We start from the raw sequence: 18,011 nt of genomic DNA, 5'->3' as shown, positions 1-18,011 counted from the left end.
TAATTATGTGGACTAAAACCAAGCTTCGGGGATGATGATTACATCACCAGGCAATACATCAGCATTAGCCGAAATATCGCCATCACGCACCAAGTCATCTAAATGAACAGAGAAGGTCTGCTGAGTCCCGCCCTGCACGCGTACCAAGGTGGCACGGTTACCTGCGGCGTAAGTTGTTAGACCACCCACTTCAATCATCACATCAAGCAGAGTCATATGCTTGCGATAGTTAATTGCGCGTGGATTTGCAGCTTCGCCAATCACTCGGATCTGCTCGCTAAATGGGCCAACAAAGCCACCGACCGAAACTGTGACACGCGGTTCACGAATAAAAGTTTTCAACGACTTTTCAATTTCTCGCGCTAATGCGAAGGGGGTTTTTCCTGCAGCATCTAAATCTTCAGCCAGAGAGGTGGTGATTTTACCATCAGGACGCACGGTGACAGGCCCCGATATATCTGGGTTGCCCCAAACAAAGATCGACAGTGAATCACCTGCGCCTATCAGGTACTGATAGTCACTCGGATCTGTTGTCATCGAGGGTTGGACTGTTGCGTGAGACAGCACCTGGTTATCGCTGGAACTACTGCAGCCGAACTGAGTTAAGCCCAAAACGATCAGTAACCACAAACTTCTTTTTAGCATCTCAAAGTCTCCTTACTCTGTTTCATAGACGTCCATCAGCAAGCCCCTGTGGCAATGCTGATTTAACATCGTAAATAACGCATTGAGATTTCCCCAGTGCTTCTATCTGCTCGGCCGACATAGCGATAAACTCTCTATGCCCCACGGCTAAAATAACTGCATCGTAACAATTCGAGTCTGGTGTGGTTATCGCTGAGATACCATACTCTTTGGCGATCTCATCAGCATCTGCCCATGGATCATATACGTCAACTTCCATGTTGAAGTTAAGCAGCTTGTTAACGACATCGATTACCCGCGTGTTCCTAATGTCAGGACAATTCTCTTTAAAAGTAAAGCCCATCACTAACACCTTGGCGGACACTATTTCAATGCCTTTGCCAGCCATCAGCGACATCACTTCTTTCGCGACATAGGCACCCATACCATCATTGATACGTCGTCCCGCCAAAATAACTTCTGGGTGATAACCTAGCTCCTGAGCTTTATGCGTCAGGTAATAAGGGTCTACGCCAATACAGTGCCCGCCCACTAATCCAGGCTTAAACGGCAGAAAATTCCATTTTGTCGCGGCGGCCGCCAATACGTCCTGAGTATCGATACCAACGCGTTTAAAAATCTGAGCCAACTCATTCATCAAGGCAATATTGATATCACGTTGAGTGTTCTCAATAACTTTGGCAGCCTCCGCCACTTTGATCGAAGGCGCTAAATGTGTCCCAGCTGTAATTACTTGACTATAGACCGAGTCAATAAATTCTGCCGCTTCAGGCGTTGAACCTGAGGTAACCTTCAAAATATCAGTGACACCATGTTCTTTATCGCCAGGATTAATCCGCTCTGGCGAATATCCAACATAGAAATCAGTATTGAACGTAAGGCCTGAAGTTTGTTCAAGGATCGGCACACAGATCTCTTCCGTTGCCCCGGGGTAGACTGTTGACTCGTAGATAACCACATCATCACTAGATAAGACACCGCCCACCATATTGGACGCAGCAACCAACAGACTCATATCAGGGTGTTTATGTTGGTTAACAGGGGTTGGTACGCAGACGATATAGAAATTAGCATCCGCTAGTGCAGTGGGATCCGCACTAAAGTTGAGATTAACGCTATCAAGCAATTCTGACGACTCAACTTCTTGAGTGACATCAACGCCGCTCTTAAGCTGCTCAATCCGGGTCGCACTGACATCAAATCCCAAGGTAGGAAAGTAACGACTAAAAGCGACTGCCAAGGGTAAACCAACATAGCCAAGACCGACGATAGCTATTTTGACATCCTGTTTTACTGCCCCCATACCTTTAACATCCTTATAACAATTTGATTTGCATACCAATACTATGATCAGGCACCACACCAGTGCAGACGATTACAAGCATCTTAACTTGTTATACAACATTTTGACACATTGCAGCTATCATTATAGAACGCTAAAATAAAACATCATAAGAACTTTTCCCCATGTTTATCAAACTGATAACTACTTATATAGCTGCGCGCTATGACAATATACTGACGCGGGTTGGAGTATGACCATCAAACGCTATAGAATTGCATTTCGCGTGGAGAAAATTATCTACATTGGATGTAATAAATGACACCCGACTTAAAGAGTGGTGGCCATGGCGTTTTCGTTCTGGTCGTAGTAGAGAGCTTCCTGTTATTGGTCGCTTTGCACCTGTGTGTGCTTTCAGAGCCTTGGCTGGCGACACTTCAATCTGAAAACAGTGTCAATTTAGGTGCAGCCTCGTCTGCAGAGTTCATAACATTTGCAGCCATTGGTATGTTATCGACCTTTGCAATGGGTTTATACAACCCACGTCTTCGCGAACATACCCGTGGCGTATTGAGAAGAATTGGCTTGGCGATGATATTGGCTTTTGCCCTGCTCGCCGCCATTAATGCTGTGTTACCAGAACTGGTACCTAGTCCTTCGAGAATACTGCTAGCGTCATTGCTTTCTATCGGCTTAATCGGTTTATTTCGCTTACTCGTACCAAAAATTCCAGGACTCGGTGTGTTCCGTCGTCGCATTCTTGTACTAGGTGCTGGCGAACGAGCTTCCATTATCGAAAAGCGGATGCGGCGCAAAGTCGATCGCAGAAACTTCTTCGTTTGTGGCTACATGCCAATGCCAGGAGACAAAGCGGAGCAGATATCCAGTACATTGTACATTGATGCCAATACCCCGTTGGTTGACTATATCCGTGAACAATCTGTCGACGAGATCATTGTTGCTTGTGATGAAAGGCGACAACAGCTACCAGTCAGAGAGCTGTTTGAGTGTAAGCTTCGAGGCGTAGAGATCACCGACATACTCTCCTTCATCGAACGAGAAACCGGGCAGATTGCTGTCAATCTTATCTATCCATCCTGGATGATATATTCCAACGGTTTTAAGCCCGCAGATAATCTGCGTTCGCAATTAGACTGGATACTTAATACCGGCTTAGCCATCATCTTAATGTTCTTTTGCTGGCCTCTGATGTTAGGCACCGCATTGGCGATTTGGTTAGAGGATGGACGCCGTGGTGGCAGCATACTTTACCGCCAAGAGCGGATCGGCTTAGGGGGCAATCCGTTTAATATTATTAAGTTCCGCAGTATGCGTTCTGACGCCGAATCAAACGGTGCACAGTGGGCGAAGAAAAACGATGATCGCGTGACGCGTGTTGGTGAAGTGATCCGTAAATATCGACTGGATGAGTTACCCCAGCTTTTCAATGTATTAAAAGGTGAAATGGGGTTTGTAGGCCCGCGACCTGAACGCCCAGAGTTTGTCGATCAGCTGGCTGAAAAACTTCCATACTACTCTGAACGTCATACGGTCAAACCTGGACTCACTGGATGGGCGCAACTCTGCTATCCATATGGAGCCAGCGAAGAAGATGCGTTAGAGAAGCTGAAATACGATCTTTACTACGTCAAGCACCGAAGCTTCCTGTTGGATATCTTTATCCAAACAGTGGAAGTCGTTCTATTTAAGAAGGGTGCCCGCTAACCACGCCACAGTCGCCCATCAAGCGACCGCATCAAATAAAAAAGCCCATTATCTATCAACAAGATAATGGGCTTTTTGTTGCAACAGCCAGCGTTAGTCAGCCGACAATTTGTGCAGATTAAGAAATTTTCGCCAAACGTTGGGGTTTTTACTATCTATACCAAACTTGGATCCACTATGCATGTCCCGTGCTTTTGAGGTATCGATACCCTTTTGGTCAGGGTAGATAGGATTGGCCAGATACCCTTCAGCCATTGATGGGGACGGCTCCTGTCCGAGAAACTCAGCAACCCGATCCATCTGTTTTCCAGGCGAAAACAATAATTCGTTATAATCGATGATCAAATTATGTTCAGCTTTATCGTTGAGAGCAGACATGATCTCAATCGCCCTGCTCCAACGGTGACGGGCCTTCTCTTCCGTAATACCACCGCGCTTTAACATCGACGACATCACATCATCAGCGTGACGAATAATTCCCACTACATGTAAGTTTGGCAAGGTCAGATACTTTTCCAGCGAATAAGCTGAACCTGCAAAAAAATCCTCCGGAGGGATGTCACTGAAGGTTACGGTTTGCCAAATGCTCCGCAATGTTCGCCGCCAGCGGTAGCGCCGGTTAAAACCAAGTTGTTCAGCGAAGTCTAGTTGGTTTGGTATACACAGCTTATTGCCAACAACCGCTTTACCCACAATGCGACTAAACGCCATATCACTAGTTTCAATGGCAACTGCAATATTAGGGTGAGCACCGATCATCGATGCCAACATGGTCGTCCCTGAGCGAGGCGCCCCAACAATCAAGAGGTGCTTCTTTTCCATCAAATAACTCCTGAGCCCAATACGAGGACATGTGAATAGGATAAATAGAGATAATTTAGACTGGAACGAGAGTGGCGAAAGATGCTGCAGAATACAAGCAAAGAAGCCACTAACAATGACTTCTTTGCTTGGTCAAAGCTACTCTACAATATAGATCTTTAATTCTGATGGTTCACTAGGCACATCATCGGTATCAAAGACAATAATTGACACATAATAGGTCGCGGCCTGAAGATCGGAGATCGTGTAACTAACAGCATATTTATCTTCAACCTTCACCGTGGAAACCAACTCTGTGGGTGAAACACCGTAGCTAATAATGAAATAGCTAATTTCATCTGGGCTTAAAGGAGAACCATCTGAACGAGTATCCGGAGGAATCCAAGTTACAACCATTTCGCTATTGCCACCTTCAGCTGGTGGATCTGTTGGATCTGTTGGGTCTGTTGGATCTGTTGGATCTGTTGGGTCTGGCGGATCTGTTGGTTCTGGCGACTGCTCCCACCCACCTTCTAACGGATCAGTGCCATCTGCGACATGCTGACCATCAGATTTACCATCGCCATTACTATCGGCATTAAGAGGGCTTGTTCCGTATATATACTCCTCATAGCCTGACAAGCCATCACCATCATCATCGTAACCCATGTCAAAATAATCGTTCGGGTCATAACCGAACATTAATTCCCACTTATCAGGTACGCCATCAAAATCAGAATCGGCTGGCGGATAACTGTCGTCATAATCTAAGCCTGTCTTCGAATCACCAAACCCCTCACCATAGCCGGCACGAAAACCTAACATAAACTCATCAGAAGGCCCGCTATCAAGTTCTGGGATAAAAGGAGATATAAGCTTGATGGCTGTCCACGTTCCCGGTTCACTGGGTAGCTGCCAGCGAGCATTAATATTATCGGAGTCACTATTGCCTTTATTCAGCATTTCAACGTAATAGCGCTTGCCTTCTTCTAAATAGACAGTGCGTTTGGCTTCGACGTTGTTCCCTGAAACATTCGGGTCGGGCACCTGCACAAGCTTATGTTTACCTGTACTACTTTCATCTGTAGACAACCAGAACTCACCCGCATCAGGGGCATTAATCTTGAAAAGATATTCTCCTGTCTCTGGAGGGTAAAGATAAGCTCTGACTCGTACACCATAATTGATGTAACCATTTTTTACTTTTAATTCAGGAATATTTATCACTCTGGTTGGAGAATCAGGGAAATTAGGTGAACTATATAAGTCCCCTAGCGAACTACCCTCTAGATTTTCCCACACTTCCGCTTCTGCACTACCGGTCGGGCCGTCACCGCTTGCTGTCGGTTCCAGTGTCTCTGTCGTTGCGCAACCAGCCATCAACAGAACCGCTAACAAAGCTCCCACTTGCTGAAACAATTTCATGTGCCCTCCCATCAAATTTTGGGCATTCATCTATTCTGTAACATTTGAAGTTTAGACAGGGAATCGCTTTATTTCCTCTAACGTCAAAAGACTTTACAGTTACATTAGGCTTTTGCTAATGGCAGCTCTGTTCAAACAACTTTTTGCTGCAGTCTTATGCGTACAGAAGGGGCTTCAATTAACCGAAAAGAGAGCATCGAGATCGCGACAGTTAATGCCAATACATCGCTTTACTAATACTCTGGAAATCCAGCCGACTAGCTAATCGCCAGCATTACTGGTGTGACTGAATATGATGAGCAGCACTGCGATGCCACGCAGTCCGTCAAGGGCATCGACTTGAAAAGGTTGACCCGATATCTCTCTACCTTTCATCCACCCCTTCTGATGCTACTCTTTTAGCAAGGGAGCGCGGTAACCGAACTGCGCCACGTCTCTTGAATACAGCTGGCCAATCTTGTCAATTACCTCCTGGCTCACCAAGTAAGCGGATTTATCTTTACGCGCCGAACGATTGACCTGCGGTAGACTAACGCCTAGTTTGAGCTGTTGACTGACCTTAGAAAAATCATCAGCAATAGATTCAAAGCGGCCAACATAATCGACCATTAACTGATCCTTATGATCAACCACAAACAAAAATTGTGGGCGCAACAGGATATGTTGATGAATACGGTCTTTATCGAGATAGCTCAGCACAAATTCAGCAAATGTCGGGTAGCGATCTGCGATTAGCTGCTGAAAATAGCGGTCTGAGCCACCATTGCCCCCACCTTTGAGGTAGGTATAAACCGAGACCAATCGATCCCAGGGGTCCCTGACAAAAGTGAACTTGAAATAGCGGTCAAACTTACCAGGATTCGCTTCAAGATAGGTTTTATAGCCCGTATGATCCCTATCAGGGTTTTCGTTGCCACCCATCATTGCAGATAACACACTGGTTCCCGCAGCCTTGGGGATATGAATAAAAATACACTGGTGCTGATCCATATAGCTGCGATAAGGATAGGGGTTGCGGGCAATTTGCACCGCACGTAACCAAGTCGCTGGCAGAGTGCGTTTAATCAGAGCTTTAATGTTCGACATCGTGTTCAAAATCCATCTATTTACTGCGCTTCAACCATTGCCGCCACTTACTTGGCAACTTTTCAATTAAAGGATACAAACGCCACGCTTTAGAAGCACGGATAATCTGCAAGGTAACGAACGGCGTACGCGCTTTGCCTAAATGCTGTTTATAAAAAGAGTGTTTACCACCACCAGCAAGCAAGTCATAACCCTGACAGTCCGGTGTTTGCCATGCCTGCTCAAGGCCGTAGCCTAAATGCAACGTCCCTAAAGAGACTTTCGGGTGATGATCCTGTAAGTAGCCCGCCTGTAAATTGTACCTGACCCCACCGAGTTCCAAATCATACAAAGCCGAGATGACCTCACCTCGCTGTCTTAACAACAAACAATGAGCAGATTCAGAAGGTAGGTAGGAAAGCATCTGCAAATGAAAGCGCTCACTGGCCCCCACGTAACAGCCCTTACCCCATCGGGTGGCGTGCAACTGATTAAGCTGCTGAAAGAAAGTCGCATACTTATCTTTACTGACCCGTTCATGTTCAATTGGCCCCAACTCTGCCAATCGGCTCCGCCTGTTGACCAACTTTAAACGGGTATTACGCCCTAACGACTTCAAGTAGCTTGAAAAATCACCAGACACTGGCACTCGGATGCCGAAGTCGATTGAAGCGGGATGCAGGTGACAGCTGTGCATACGTGCCAAGGCGCTCATAATACGAAAGCTGCGGCTACTTTTGTCCATGTCACAGAGTATCAGTTCATCCCAGTCTTGTTGGGATTGCAAAAACTGCCAAATCGCCTGGTATACCACTAATTCATGCTCGCACTCAGCAATAAAACCGATGTACTCACTGCGCACCGTCGGCGCCAGCTTCCAAGCATTACCGATACACTGCAAACGCGTGACAATGGTCAAGCCGGCATAGTTAACCTGATGTCGATACAAGGGCGCCAAGCCTAACAACTTTCCTTGTTGATCCCTCACGCAGACCAAATATAGCTCCAGATTAAGCAGCTTTGACCAAGTACTCCACCAGCTCCATACCCACGCCCAACTGAGAAACAAAGCATTGCCGTGGCTGTTTGCCAGCAACTCACTCCATTCAGCCTGCAAGCTTTGAAATTGAGACGGCGTCAGTTTTTCCACGACCAGCGGCTCCGCAGACAAAGCCTCTGGCGTCACGATCGCATTACCCACTTTAAAACAACACGCCAGGTTCCACGGTGATACCATTGGCAGCCCAATGCACGCTGGAGCATTTTAGCTGCACCCTGGTAATTACCTTTAGCCATTCTCAGGCGTGCCCAACGGCTGTAAAAATGAGCAAAACAAGCTCTCTCTTCTGTGGCTGAAAGCAAATTAGGGTTACAGCTAAAAAACTTCTGCAAAGCTAATTCATTGGAACCAAAACGGCGCTCTTTATCTGACGAAATCTGATCCGCCATTACGCGGTATTGAGCAAAGAAAGTAGGAATATAAGCAAACTGATAGTGAGCCGAGAGTCTTAACCATAGCTCATAGTCATCTGCGACTTTAAAGCTCGGATCGAAGAATCCCTGCTTCTCAAAACAGGTAGCTCGCGCCATCACCGTATTCATTGATACGCAGTTATCACGCAGCATCTGTGGATAGATACGCCCACTATATCGGCGCATATTATGCTCACTAGTGATATCGCCAGCTTCGTTAATGATCTGATTATCACCATAGACAATATCGACCGCCGGATGCTGCAATAGATACTCAACCTGCGCTTTTAATTTGCCAGGCAACCAACGATTATCCGAGTCTAAAAAACACCAAAACTTTCCCGTTGCCAATGACATCGCATGATTACGTGCAACACACTGGCGCTGGTTCTCCTGGTAACGGTAAATGATCTGCTGATTATCGATATAAGGCTGCAGCAATGCCGCGGATTCATCTGTTGAACCATCATCAACAACAATGATCTCAATTGGCGAATAGTCTTGCGCCAACACGCTATCAACCGCCTGCAGAATAAACTCAGCACGGTTGTAGGTCGGAATAATCACCGACACGAGTGGATACTGCTCTGTCACGATCTATGCGCTCCCCTTGCTGCCTGCAATAACTCACCATCGGAATCACCGGCCATTAAAAACCACCCTTCAGATTCACCATCGGTTTCACTATATACATAAAAACGCTGCCGCCCTTGCGGTAAATAACCTGCCCGCCAAAGCGCCTTTAGCCAGTTTTTATCACTGGTTGTACAGGTGAATAGACGGGATCCCTGATATCTTTTCAAGATAGCTTGCAACAGTATCTCATGGACGCCAGCCGCCGGACCGAGATAGTCGACGATACGCAGATGTCCCAGCGACTCTCTTACCACCACCAGGGCCTGTAAGCCATTCTCACTCTGTAATGATAAATATTGGTATCGTGCTAACGGGTGCCCTTCGTAGCGCCAACTTAAATAAGCGTAATCCCTCACCACGGTTCGAGAATACTCGGGGGTCACACGAACAGATAGATCATCAACATCCGCCTGCATTGGTAGCTGCTGAGACCATACTAAGGCATCTCCATCACCGACTTGCCGTGAGCAGCCAAATAACCGCGTCAATATCGCCTGAGCTAACAACAACGGGGCATCACGCCAACGACGTTGACTTCCCAATCGGCGCATAGTGATCACACGAGCCCCAGGCTTCCAGCCCATACGAGAAAGCACACGTACCGCCGAGTCGCTTATCCCTAGTGACATCAAGCGTGGAAAATCTGCCTGCAGTGCTAGTTTGACCTGCTTGCCAACCCCTTGGCCTCGGCAGTCCCCAGCAACCACAAAGTCACAACTCCACACCGCGGGAAAGTGTTGACCATCAATACTAACGGTCACCGGCATCACCCCATTAAATCCTTTCACCTGCCGATCTTTATCCAGCAGCACAACCGGTTGCACGGTTTCAATGTGTTGAAACTGCCATGGCCACAGCACACGCTTAAAGTCATGATCTCCCAGTAGTGAAATCACACGCTGTTCATAACCAGGAGAGTAATCCCCCTGTCTAACCTCAGGCGGCGGGTACAGCAAACTCTCCCCCACAGGCAACTTTTTGGTACCAGTCCCGGAACATCAATATGGTCCACAGTGAACGACTACGATCCTGACCAGACTGATGTGAGCGCCATAACTGCTCGACCATTGCCTGCTTGAGGTATGGATCTGGGGTATTAATCAAGGTTTGTGCCCACGGTAATAAAGGCCCGCGAAGCCACTGCGCAATAGGCACGGCAAACCCTCGCTTAGGTCTATCCACCATCTCTTGCGGCACATATCGATATAATAGCTGCCGCAAAACCTGCTTGCCGACACCACCTTCAACGTTGAATTGATTCGGTATCGATAACGCGTATTCAGCCAAACGATGGTCAAGCAGTGGAATACGCGTCTCCAGGCTATGCGCCATAGAAGCGCGATCAACTTTGACCAAGATATCGTCAACCATGTAGCTAGTAATGTCGTATAACTGCATAGCGGTCATATCATCAGCAAGATCTATTAACGGTGCTTGCGATGTCTCAGGGTGTTGCAACAAATCCAGCATCTGCCGCGGGTAAATACTGTCTTCGTAGAGAGAAAGCAGCGAGGGCGAATTCAACCAAGCTTGGCGTACCCGAAATCTGCCAGAGCCAGTGACTTTGGCGGCTCCACCCATTAAGCCAGCGGTGATTTTTCTCACAGCAGCAGGCATACGTTGAATAGCCTGCCACCGTTGGCCTATCCCTTGATAGCGAGAATATCCAGCAAACAACTCATCTCCGCCATCGCCCGACAACGCCACGGTAACGTGTTGCCTCGCCATCTGGCAGACAAGATAAGTAGGCAGTTGCGATGAATCTGCGAACGGCTCGTCATAAACCGAAGCCATCTCAGGCACCAAGGCTAAAGCGTCGTTGGCGTCGACATATAACTCTGTATGCTCACAGCCTAAATGTTCGGCAACACGGGCTGCATGTTCCGCTTCATTAAATTCAGGCTCACTGAAACCAATAGAAAACGTCTTTACCGGCTTAGAGGCTTGGTACTGCATAGCAGCCACCACCAAAGAGGAATCGATACCGCCGGAAAGGAACGCGCCAAGAGGCACATCAGCAATCATCTGCTGACGTACCGCTTGCTGCAGCAAATGATCTACACCTGCGATAGCTTCCTGGCGTGACGCAACAGGTTGCCGCTGCGCTTGCTGATATGCCTGTGCCACAGACCAATAACTGCGTTGCTCAGGCAATGCCGCGGGGGCTCGCGTATTGACGACGATAAAATGCCCAGGACAGAGCTTAAAAATATTCTGGTAGATAGAGCGGGGCGCATTGACTCGGTTATACACCAGATAATCAGCGATAGCTTGGCGGCACAGGTCACCGCTAAAGAAGGGCGTGACGCGCAGCGCTGACAACTCCGATGCGAATAGGAACGCGCCTTGCTGGACACCATAATAGAGTGGCTTTTCACCAAATCTATCCCGGGCCAGGGAAAGCTCACCACTCTGCTGATCATAGAATGCCAAGGCAAACATACCAACGGCTTTCTCTAAGGTGGCAGCAAATCCCCAGCGCATAAAACCATGCAGCAAAACCTCAGTATCACTGTGCCCGAGAAAACTGACTCCCATCAGTTCCAGCTCTGCACGCAGCTCCTTGAAATTGTATATCTCACCATTAAAAACAAGAGAAAACCGGCCACACGGCGAAAGCATAGGCTGCGCGCCCAATGGCGACAATTCAACAATAGCTAAACGGCGGTGCCCCAGCACCAGGCCCGTCTCTGCGCATATCCAATGGCCACCACTGTCTGGTCCACGATGGTGTAAACGGCCATTCATTGCGCCAATAATTTCAGCCGATTTATCCTGACTAATGGCTTTTGATGGAATAAACCCTGCGATACCACACATTAGCGTCCCTCCTGGTCTAGTCCCTGCAGCTTACGGCGTCTAAGCATCTGTCTGTCGGTTGCCGGAATGCAACAAAACAACACCAGCAGGTAAACTACGCTGCTGACGCCACCTACCAACAGAATAACTAGATAGCTGTCGAAAACCCATAGTAATTGGGCCGTATACAATGCAGCGATTGTCGCCACCACCGGCAACACGTTTGGCCCAACTACTTTTGCTAGATAGTCCATACGACTCATAGCCAGTTGCTCACAGGTCTTGCCCAGCACACGCCACTGAATAAACACCGTAGGTACCACACTCGCTAGTGCGATCCCTTCTAAGCCAAACCAATGCACTAAACTCAGGCTCAAGCCCAAACTCACCAATGCAGACCACACTGCCAGACGAGCAAGAATGCCATGCTCTCCCAACGCCGTCAGGTACCGACTCGACAGAGGGTTAAACAAAGGCACCATGACAGTGACCAAAAGGAGGTAGAGTACGAACCGCGCAGGCTCTCGATAACTGACATCGATCCAAACAGCAATAAAATCAGGCCCTAAAGCTGCTGTACAAAGCGTCAACATGAGTGCGATTGCAACCACGTAACGCGAAGCTGTCACGTAATAGCGCTGACTAGACGCGCTATCTTCACGCGCTTGCAGATCACTAAAAAATGGCAAAAACGCATGAGTAATACTCATGATTAACATGCGAATGTGGCGAATGAGATTGGCAGGTAAAGCATAGAAAATAATCGTCGCAGGACCGAGGAAAAAAGCGATGACAAAGTTATCTGCGTTATTACTGATCCTAGTCGCGGCCCCTTGCACAAATGACTTGAGCCCAAAGCTCATTAGCTCTGTCAGCGTCTGCCAGTGGCAATTAGCGCGAGAGAAACGCATCTGTCCATAATTTGGCCGAGACAACAGCCAGAAGTAGAGCAAAAATTTAGTTACCGTGCCAATGGCGTTAATCAATGCCAGCACAATGATGCCGTTTTCGGGCGTAATCAACCAATAAATGCAGGCGGCACCGATCAGCGAATTGATGAGAAGAATGTTGTTCTTAACCTGATAATGCTGCAGCCCTTCCAAAAAACTCACCGCGACATAGCCAGGGAAGATCACCATTAGCTGGGCCCCAAGAATCATCAACAATAAGGCGTAGCGGCTGATATCACTTTCTGGCGCAGCAATTGACTCAGGGAAGAACAATGCCCAGATCAAGAAAACTAGAGACAGGAATAGGCCAATCGACAACATAAACACCAAAGAGGTGGAGTAAACACGCCCCATTCCATCACGATCAGCCTGTGCATTATAACGGGCAGCAAAACGACTAATTGTCGGTTTTAAACCAAGATCCAGCATCCCCATATAGCCCAACACTGAACCAATAATTTCCCAGATACCATAATCATAATTACCCAAGTTATAGACAATCACAGGTGTCATTACGAAGGTAATGGCCAACTTAATGAATAATACGCCTACATTGGAAAAAGTATTTTGTAGTAAGCGTTTCACGAACGCCCACCTTCAAGTTGGCGATACGTATCCGCCAACGCTTTAGCAGCATGACGAACATCATACCGATCGCATGCGGTGTCGGCATAGTCAGTAAATGTCTGACGTAATTCTGGCTGCAACATCAATTCTTTGAGCGCACCAGCAATAGCGTTAGCATCCCGCGGTGCTACCTGCCAAGCAGGTGTGTCTTTAAGCACTTCTCTTAGGCCAATGCAGTTGGTCGCCACCAACGGTACCCCTGCACACAAGGCTTCCATGGCTAACAACCCACAAGCTTCCCAAAGCGAGGGCATAGCCATTACATCCAACCCTTTCATCGAACCGCCAACATTATCGGTGTAAGGGTGGAAGAAGAAGTAATCCTGTAAATCTTTGGATTCGATAAATGCACGATCTTCTCTTACAAAGCCGCCCACACCACCGAACGCAACGACCAAGGGTTTAACTGGCAGTGATTCATCTTCTGCCAATATTGCGATGGCTTCAATTAGATAGCGAAATCCTTTCTGGGACATAAAACGCCCCATAAAACCAATCAAGAAACGATCCTGACAGTTTGGGAATTCAGCTGCCAAATCAACCTCTTCCGCCTGCTGAAAATGCGTAGAGTTAACACCATTTAAAATAGCGCGAACATTAGCCCCTCGCATACCAGGCAGGAATTCGTATAGATTTTGTTCGCAATCATCACTAACGGTGAGCAATTTGTCTGTTTGTCGAAATAGCCGTGTCAAAGCCCACTTTTTCAACGGCGCGTACCAATGACAAAACTGTCCCGGCTGGAATACATCATGCACTGTTAGTAGGTGCTTTTTACCTGCCAGCTTTGCTGGTAACACAGCAGCAACTACCGATGTAAAACCATGTGAATGCACGAGGTCAAAATCGGATTCGGCTAGCGCCGAGCGGGTCTCCTTCAGCAAGCCAAATGTACTATTTTCGGCAACTCTGAAGGTGAATTGATGCTGTGGAAGGTAGTCACCAAAATAGCGAGAAAAATCAAGATCGGGGGCAACGATGGTAAAGTGGTAGTCGGCAAAATCATCGGTTTGATAGACATATCTCAGGTAATTTCGAATACCGCTGATAGGCCAACGAACAATAAGCAATACTGATTTTTTCATGAAAGTCCCTTCATTGGCACATCGTCTTTCGCCTGTTGTTCGATGCGCATCACTTTGCGTTCAGTCAACATCACTACTGCCGCGCACAACCCACCGAATAAGTACCAGTAATAAACGGACAGCCCCCAGTAATTGATACTATAAACTACGTACATCCAAAAACAGGCGCGCATCGCCAGTGCTAGATCTTGTTCGAAGCTCAGCTCTTTAGCCAACGCTTCATCCTTCTCGATCTTCTGGGTTTGCGCTTGTAGTACCTTAAAATTCTTATAAATAGCCCGCAAAAAGCCCATAAATAGTACAAAGCCAAATATACCAATTTCAATAACCAATTCCGCGTAAAGACTGTGAGAAGCCTGAGCCCGACCAAATTTATTGAATTTTGCTTCCCCCGTGGTACCTAAGCCGTGTCCAAATAGCGGGTAGTCCATAGCCAACCCTAATTCATGACCAATGCCAGACAGCCGCCCCGACGCGGAGCCAGAGCCCTGGACGTCAGCACCCGTCAGAGATAGATAACGATCTCTCTGAACATCACTCATTTGACTCCATCCGACAACTGCAACCACAAAAGCGATCGCTAGCAATAATGGTTTTCGCTCTGATTGCTTAAAAATGAACCACAACACCACCAGCAGTGCGATTAATGCGCCACGGCTCATGGTTAACACCAAAGCCCACAACAACACACCTAATAATGCGAAGTAGACCAGTTTGAGCAGCCAACCTTTCTTGATCAATAAGTAGTGAAGGAAAGGGACGAGTGTAGCGATGACAAATCCCAACTCATTCCCATTAATGACATCATGAGGTGCGCCTGCCAATCGATTTTGGATCGCACCGCCCATGTAGGTACCACTTCCCCAATATCCCTCTGTAACATTCAAATACAGCGGCTCAATCACCCTAAAAAGCTGACTGCCGAGGAAGATGAAAAGAAACCACTTCAAGCGCTTATCAGTGTCGATGATTAGCAAAGTAAAATAGAAAAATACGAATGCTTTAATAAATTCCTGAGTATTGTCTCTTAGAGCACTTCCTGGCCACTTCACTAAAGGCATAGTCACCAAGATATACAACAGTAAGATGCCTAACGCCTTCGCAGTGGGGCTTTGCAATTTTTCTTTCAATCTACCGGCATTAAATAGCAAAAACAGGGCTAACAAACCAACCAATATAAGAGTTGGCCGGAACTGGTTAACACCGGGGATTCGCGATGAGATATGAACAAAAAAATCTAGAGTGAAAAGCAAATAGATTAAAAAACAAATACGAGGAACCGGTTCGCTATATGACTGCTGCCCTAAGCGCACACCAAATTTCAGCGGGCGAGAACTAGTCAACGACCCATCTCCCTTTCAATGCGCTTTAACTGGCGAGACTGAGTCAATCGTTTAGATAACCACTGCACACCATAGATGATTTTTTTAAACTGAAATGGATTCGGAGTTACGGCAAAACGTGGCAAAGAAAATCTATCATGCAATGTCACATAATAGCAGTGAGCGGCCACAGCACAATCAAACCCTGCATCAGCCACAGCTCTCGCTAAGGCTGGAGAAAAATCTTCCGGCTGACCATTCGGGTAACAAAAGTTTTTCACTTTTATTCCTAGCTGAGTCTCCAGACGTGTTCGGCTCTCTGTTACCTCAGAGATAGCCTCAGCCATGGGAAGGCCACTGAGTGTTGGATGCATCACGGTATGAGCACCAATATCAACAATGCCAGACGCTGCCATCTCCTTTAGTTGTTCCCAGGTAACGGGTTTATAAGCTGAAGGAGCATGGCGAGTGATCTTATACTGATTCAATTCTGCAGCTTGCTGCAGCCAAACAAACTTGTCTTGTAACGCCATCGGCATCAAGAATCTATTCAGAGGGTGCCAAACCGCCCGCTTATCGTTACAGTGCTTTAGTCCAGCAACTAACTCTGAAGGTGTATTTTTTGGCCACACTGCGTGAATAGGGTCAATATTGTCAATTAGAGCAGTAAGCATGTCAGGCCAAAGCCAAGTTTTACCATCAACAAAGCCGCTGGTCACAAAAAAGCTAACAGGCACTCCAGCAGCTCTAAATTCGGGAAATGCATACTGATAAAAGTCAGCGTAGCCATCATCTACCGTCAATACAATGGTATTTTTTGGCAAAGGGAGCTGATGCTCCAAAGCGTCTGCAACCTCTGACAAGCTAAGTACAGTGAACTCAGTTTTTAACAGCTGTAACTGTTGACGCAATTGCAGTACATCCATATAACCACGCTTCTTCTCAGCACTGAACCTGTGATACATCAAAATCCTAGGCTGGTGACGAGTTAACCACTTCGCTATACGATAGCCGCCTAGATCAGCCGAAACTCTCACTAGGCGCGATTTCATCTGCTTCAAACTTGCTAACATCAACGAGCCTCCTTCAGCAATTGATGATAAAGGCGCTCGTGACACTCAAACATATGCTCCATTGAAAAGCGGGTAGCAACGCTGTGACAAGCTTGATGTCCCATCGACGCTAATATTTCTCGCTCCGACAATAGCTCATCAATATGCCCAGCCAGCACGGCCACATCACCCACCGGATATAGAAAACCATTCTCACCATGAGTAACGATCTCAGGGTTCCCCCCGGTTCTGGTGCAGACAACTGGCTTGCCCCATTGCAGGTATTCAATAATGGCATTTGAGAAGCCTTCAGACTCACTGCATAACAAGGCAATATCAAATCGCTGAATATAGTTCTGCGGCGCTTTTTGCCCCCCGACACAGTGCAACCGCTCGGCGACACCCAGTTGTTCGGCCTGCTGTATGAGAGGTTTTGGGTCCCCTCCACCGACAATCACCAATTGCAAATCTGGATGCTTATCACTGAGCATTCCAAGCGCGGCAACTGCATCCTGCATCCGCTTAATAGGACGAATATTTGCCACTAATCCAATCACTGGGCCGGCAGGTATTGACACCTTAGCTTCTACTTCATTAGGTGGTAAGTAACCGTTGTAAATCACATGCACACGACTGTTCGGTATCCATTCACATTCCGTAGTTTTCTCACCCACCGCGTTACTATTAACAATGGCGCCGTCCACCCAGCGTCGATTAAAGCGTAACAACCTTATAAGACCAGAGGTATACCAGAACCCCATATCTCGGCGAGATATAACAGCAACACATTTCGCAAACTTGATGAACATAGGCGCAATAACGGAAGCGTCATTAAAAAAGGTTTGCACTAAAGCGACACCTTCTCGACGCAGTTGCAATGCCCATAAAAATAGACGCCAGAAGGTGAGGGGGGATGCCATTCGGTGAATATTGAGCACTTCCACGTCAACGCCTAGGACATTGCTTGCAAGATACGGGCTGCCACGTAATGCATAGATTTTTACACTGTGACCACGAGCGACCATGCCTTGTACAAGCTTAATGAACTGCCCTTCCGTGCCTGCATTCGGATTAACCAAAGTATCAATCAGATAGGCGATATTGCACTTTTCCATAAGTAACAG

The 18,011-nt window shown here is 47.2% G+C and carries 16 protein-coding genes; 1 reads left to right on the top strand and 15 read right to left on the bottom strand.

Annotated elements, in window-relative coordinates; all coding sequences use genetic code 11:
• Positions 1 to 12: 12 nt before the first annotated feature.
• Together EXY25_RS06015 and tviB are read right to left on the bottom strand one after the other, a co-directional pair.
• Complete coding sequence (locus EXY25_RS06015) at positions 13 to 645, bottom strand: XrtA/PEP-CTERM system exopolysaccharide export protein (protein WP_130566113.1); 633 nt, start codon at positions 643 to 645, stop codon at positions 13 to 15.
• Between the two features lie 22 nt (positions 646 to 667).
• The gene (tviB, locus tag EXY25_RS06010; RefSeq protein WP_130566112.1) at positions 668 to 1,948 is read right to left on the bottom strand and encodes a Vi polysaccharide biosynthesis UDP-N-acetylglucosamine C-6 dehydrogenase TviB; all 1,281 of its coding nucleotides are present in this window, start codon (positions 1,946 to 1,948) and stop codon (positions 668 to 670) included.
• A 297-nt stretch (positions 1,949 to 2,245) separates the two neighbouring features.
• Between tviB and EXY25_RS06005 the strand changes: the two genes are divergently transcribed.
• Positions 2,246 to 3,652: a TIGR03013 family XrtA/PEP-CTERM system glycosyltransferase gene (locus EXY25_RS06005; protein ID WP_130566111.1), complete on the top strand. Its 1,407-nt coding sequence runs from the start codon at positions 2,246 to 2,248 to the stop codon at positions 3,650 to 3,652.
• 93 nt (positions 3,653 to 3,745) lie between these two features.
• Here the strand turns inward: EXY25_RS06005 and EXY25_RS06000 are convergent, their stop codons facing one another.
• From EXY25_RS06000 to EXY25_RS05945, 13 genes are all read right to left on the bottom strand, one after another.
• Positions 3,746 to 4,474, bottom strand: coding sequence for a sulfotransferase family protein (locus EXY25_RS06000; protein WP_130566110.1), 729 nt, complete (start codon positions 4,472 to 4,474; stop codon positions 3,746 to 3,748).
• Positions 4,475 to 4,612: 138 nt separating this feature from the next.
• A complete protein-coding gene (locus tag EXY25_RS05995; RefSeq protein WP_165419284.1) occupies positions 4,613 to 5,878 on the bottom strand; it encodes a PA14 domain-containing protein in 1,266 nt (421 codons plus the stop codon).
• Positions 5,879 to 6,139: 261 nt separating this feature from the next.
• Entirely contained in the window at positions 6,140 to 6,253 is a 114-nt protein-coding gene (locus EXY25_RS18875; protein ID WP_165419283.1) for an acyltransferase, read from the bottom strand.
• A 15-nt stretch (positions 6,254 to 6,268) separates the two neighbouring features.
• Positions 6,269 to 6,964 carry a sulfotransferase family protein gene (locus EXY25_RS05990; RefSeq protein ID WP_130566108.1) on the bottom strand — a complete coding sequence of 232 codons (696 nt, stop codon included), beginning with the start codon at positions 6,962 to 6,964 and terminating at the stop codon, positions 6,269 to 6,271.
• Positions 6,965 to 6,980: 16 nt separating this feature from the next.
• A complete protein-coding gene (locus EXY25_RS05985) occupies positions 6,981 to 8,144 on the bottom strand; it encodes a GNAT family N-acetyltransferase (RefSeq protein ID WP_165419282.1) in 1,164 nt (387 codons plus the stop codon).
• Positions 8,126 to 9,010 (bottom strand): glycosyltransferase, encoded by an 885-nt coding sequence (locus EXY25_RS05980; RefSeq protein WP_165419281.1) that lies wholly within the window; start codon positions 9,008 to 9,010, stop codon positions 8,126 to 8,128. Before EXY25_RS05980 ends, EXY25_RS05985 begins: the two co-directional genes overlap by 19 nt.
• Positions 9,007 to 10,008, bottom strand: a complete 1,002-nt coding sequence (locus tag EXY25_RS05975) for a hypothetical protein (RefSeq protein WP_130566105.1) — start codon at positions 10,006 to 10,008, stop codon at positions 9,007 to 9,009. Before EXY25_RS05975 ends, EXY25_RS05980 begins: the two co-directional genes overlap by 4 nt.
• Positions 9,989 to 11,872: an asparagine synthase (glutamine-hydrolyzing) gene (gene asnB / locus EXY25_RS05970; protein WP_130566104.1), complete on the bottom strand. Its 1,884-nt coding sequence runs from the start codon at positions 11,870 to 11,872 to the stop codon at positions 9,989 to 9,991. Before asnB ends, EXY25_RS05975 begins: the two co-directional genes overlap by 20 nt.
• Complete coding sequence (locus EXY25_RS05965; RefSeq protein WP_130566103.1) at positions 11,872 to 13,386, bottom strand: lipopolysaccharide biosynthesis protein; 1,515 nt, start codon at positions 13,384 to 13,386, stop codon at positions 11,872 to 11,874. Before EXY25_RS05965 ends, asnB begins: the two co-directional genes overlap by 1 nt.
• A complete protein-coding gene (locus EXY25_RS05960) occupies positions 13,383 to 14,513 on the bottom strand; it encodes a glycosyltransferase family 4 protein (protein WP_130566102.1) in 1,131 nt (376 codons plus the stop codon). The genes EXY25_RS05965 and EXY25_RS05960 overlap by 4 nt, the downstream gene beginning before the upstream one ends.
• The gene (locus tag EXY25_RS05955) at positions 14,510 to 15,856 is read right to left on the bottom strand and encodes an O-antigen ligase family protein (protein ID WP_130566101.1); all 1,347 of its coding nucleotides are present in this window, start codon (positions 15,854 to 15,856) and stop codon (positions 14,510 to 14,512) included. Before EXY25_RS05955 ends, EXY25_RS05960 begins: the two co-directional genes overlap by 4 nt.
• On the bottom strand, positions 15,853 to 16,908 hold the full coding sequence (locus EXY25_RS05950) for a polysaccharide deacetylase family protein (RefSeq protein ID WP_130566100.1): 1,056 nt from the start codon (positions 16,906 to 16,908) through the stop codon (positions 15,853 to 15,855). Before EXY25_RS05950 ends, EXY25_RS05955 begins: the two co-directional genes overlap by 4 nt.
• The gene (locus EXY25_RS05945) at positions 16,908 to 18,002 is read right to left on the bottom strand and encodes a glycosyltransferase (protein ID WP_165419280.1); all 1,095 of its coding nucleotides are present in this window, start codon (positions 18,000 to 18,002) and stop codon (positions 16,908 to 16,910) included. Before EXY25_RS05945 ends, EXY25_RS05950 begins: the two co-directional genes overlap by 1 nt.
• Between the last annotated feature and the right edge of the window lie 9 nt (positions 18,003 to 18,011).

Origin of the sequence: Corallincola spongiicola (assembly GCF_004284785.1) — a bacterium.
GTDB classification, from domain to species: domain Bacteria; phylum Pseudomonadota; class Gammaproteobacteria; order Enterobacterales; family Neiellaceae; genus Corallincola; species Corallincola holothuriorum.
The sequence above is the reverse complement of the archived record's forward strand: the minus strand, read 5'-3'. Positions and strand labels throughout refer to the sequence as shown.

What these genes read in the sequence shown, in the direction of transcription:
- EXY25_RS05950 (WP_130566100.1), bottom strand. Translation starts at nt 16,908, where the DNA reads ATGTTAGCAAGTTTGAAGCAGATGAAATCGCGCCTAGTGAGAGTTTCG.
- EXY25_RS05945 (WP_165419280.1), bottom strand. Translation starts at nt 18,002, where the DNA reads ATGGAAAAGTGCAATATCGCCTATCTGATTGATACTTTGGTTAATCCG.
- EXY25_RS06000 (WP_130566110.1), bottom strand. Translation starts at nt 4,474, where the DNA reads ATGGAAAAGAAGCACCTCTTGATTGTTGGGGCGCCTCGCTCAGGGACG.
- EXY25_RS05960 (WP_130566102.1), bottom strand. Translation starts at nt 14,513, where the DNA reads ATGAAAAAATCAGTATTGCTTATTGTTCGTTGGCCTATCAGCGGTATT.
- EXY25_RS05990 (WP_130566108.1), bottom strand. Translation starts at nt 6,964, where the DNA reads ATGTCGAACATTAAAGCTCTGATTAAACGCACTCTGCCAGCGACTTGG.
- EXY25_RS06005 (WP_130566111.1), top strand. Translation starts at nt 2,246, where the DNA reads ATGACACCCGACTTAAAGAGTGGTGGCCATGGCGTTTTCGTTCTGGTC.
- asnB (WP_130566104.1), bottom strand. Translation starts at nt 11,872, where the DNA reads ATGTGTGGTATCGCAGGGTTTATTCCATCAAAAGCCATTAGTCAGGAT.
- EXY25_RS05995 (WP_165419284.1), bottom strand. Translation starts at nt 5,878, where the DNA reads ATGAAATTGTTTCAGCAAGTGGGAGCTTTGTTAGCGGTTCTGTTGATG.
- EXY25_RS18875 (WP_165419283.1), bottom strand. Translation starts at nt 6,253, where the DNA reads ATGAAAGGTAGAGAGATATCGGGTCAACCTTTTCAAGTCGATGCCCTT.
- tviB (WP_130566112.1), bottom strand. Translation starts at nt 1,948, where the DNA reads ATGGGGGCAGTAAAACAGGATGTCAAAATAGCTATCGTCGGTCTTGGC.
- EXY25_RS06015 (WP_130566113.1), bottom strand. Translation starts at nt 645, where the DNA reads ATGCTAAAAAGAAGTTTGTGGTTACTGATCGTTTTGGGCTTAACTCAG.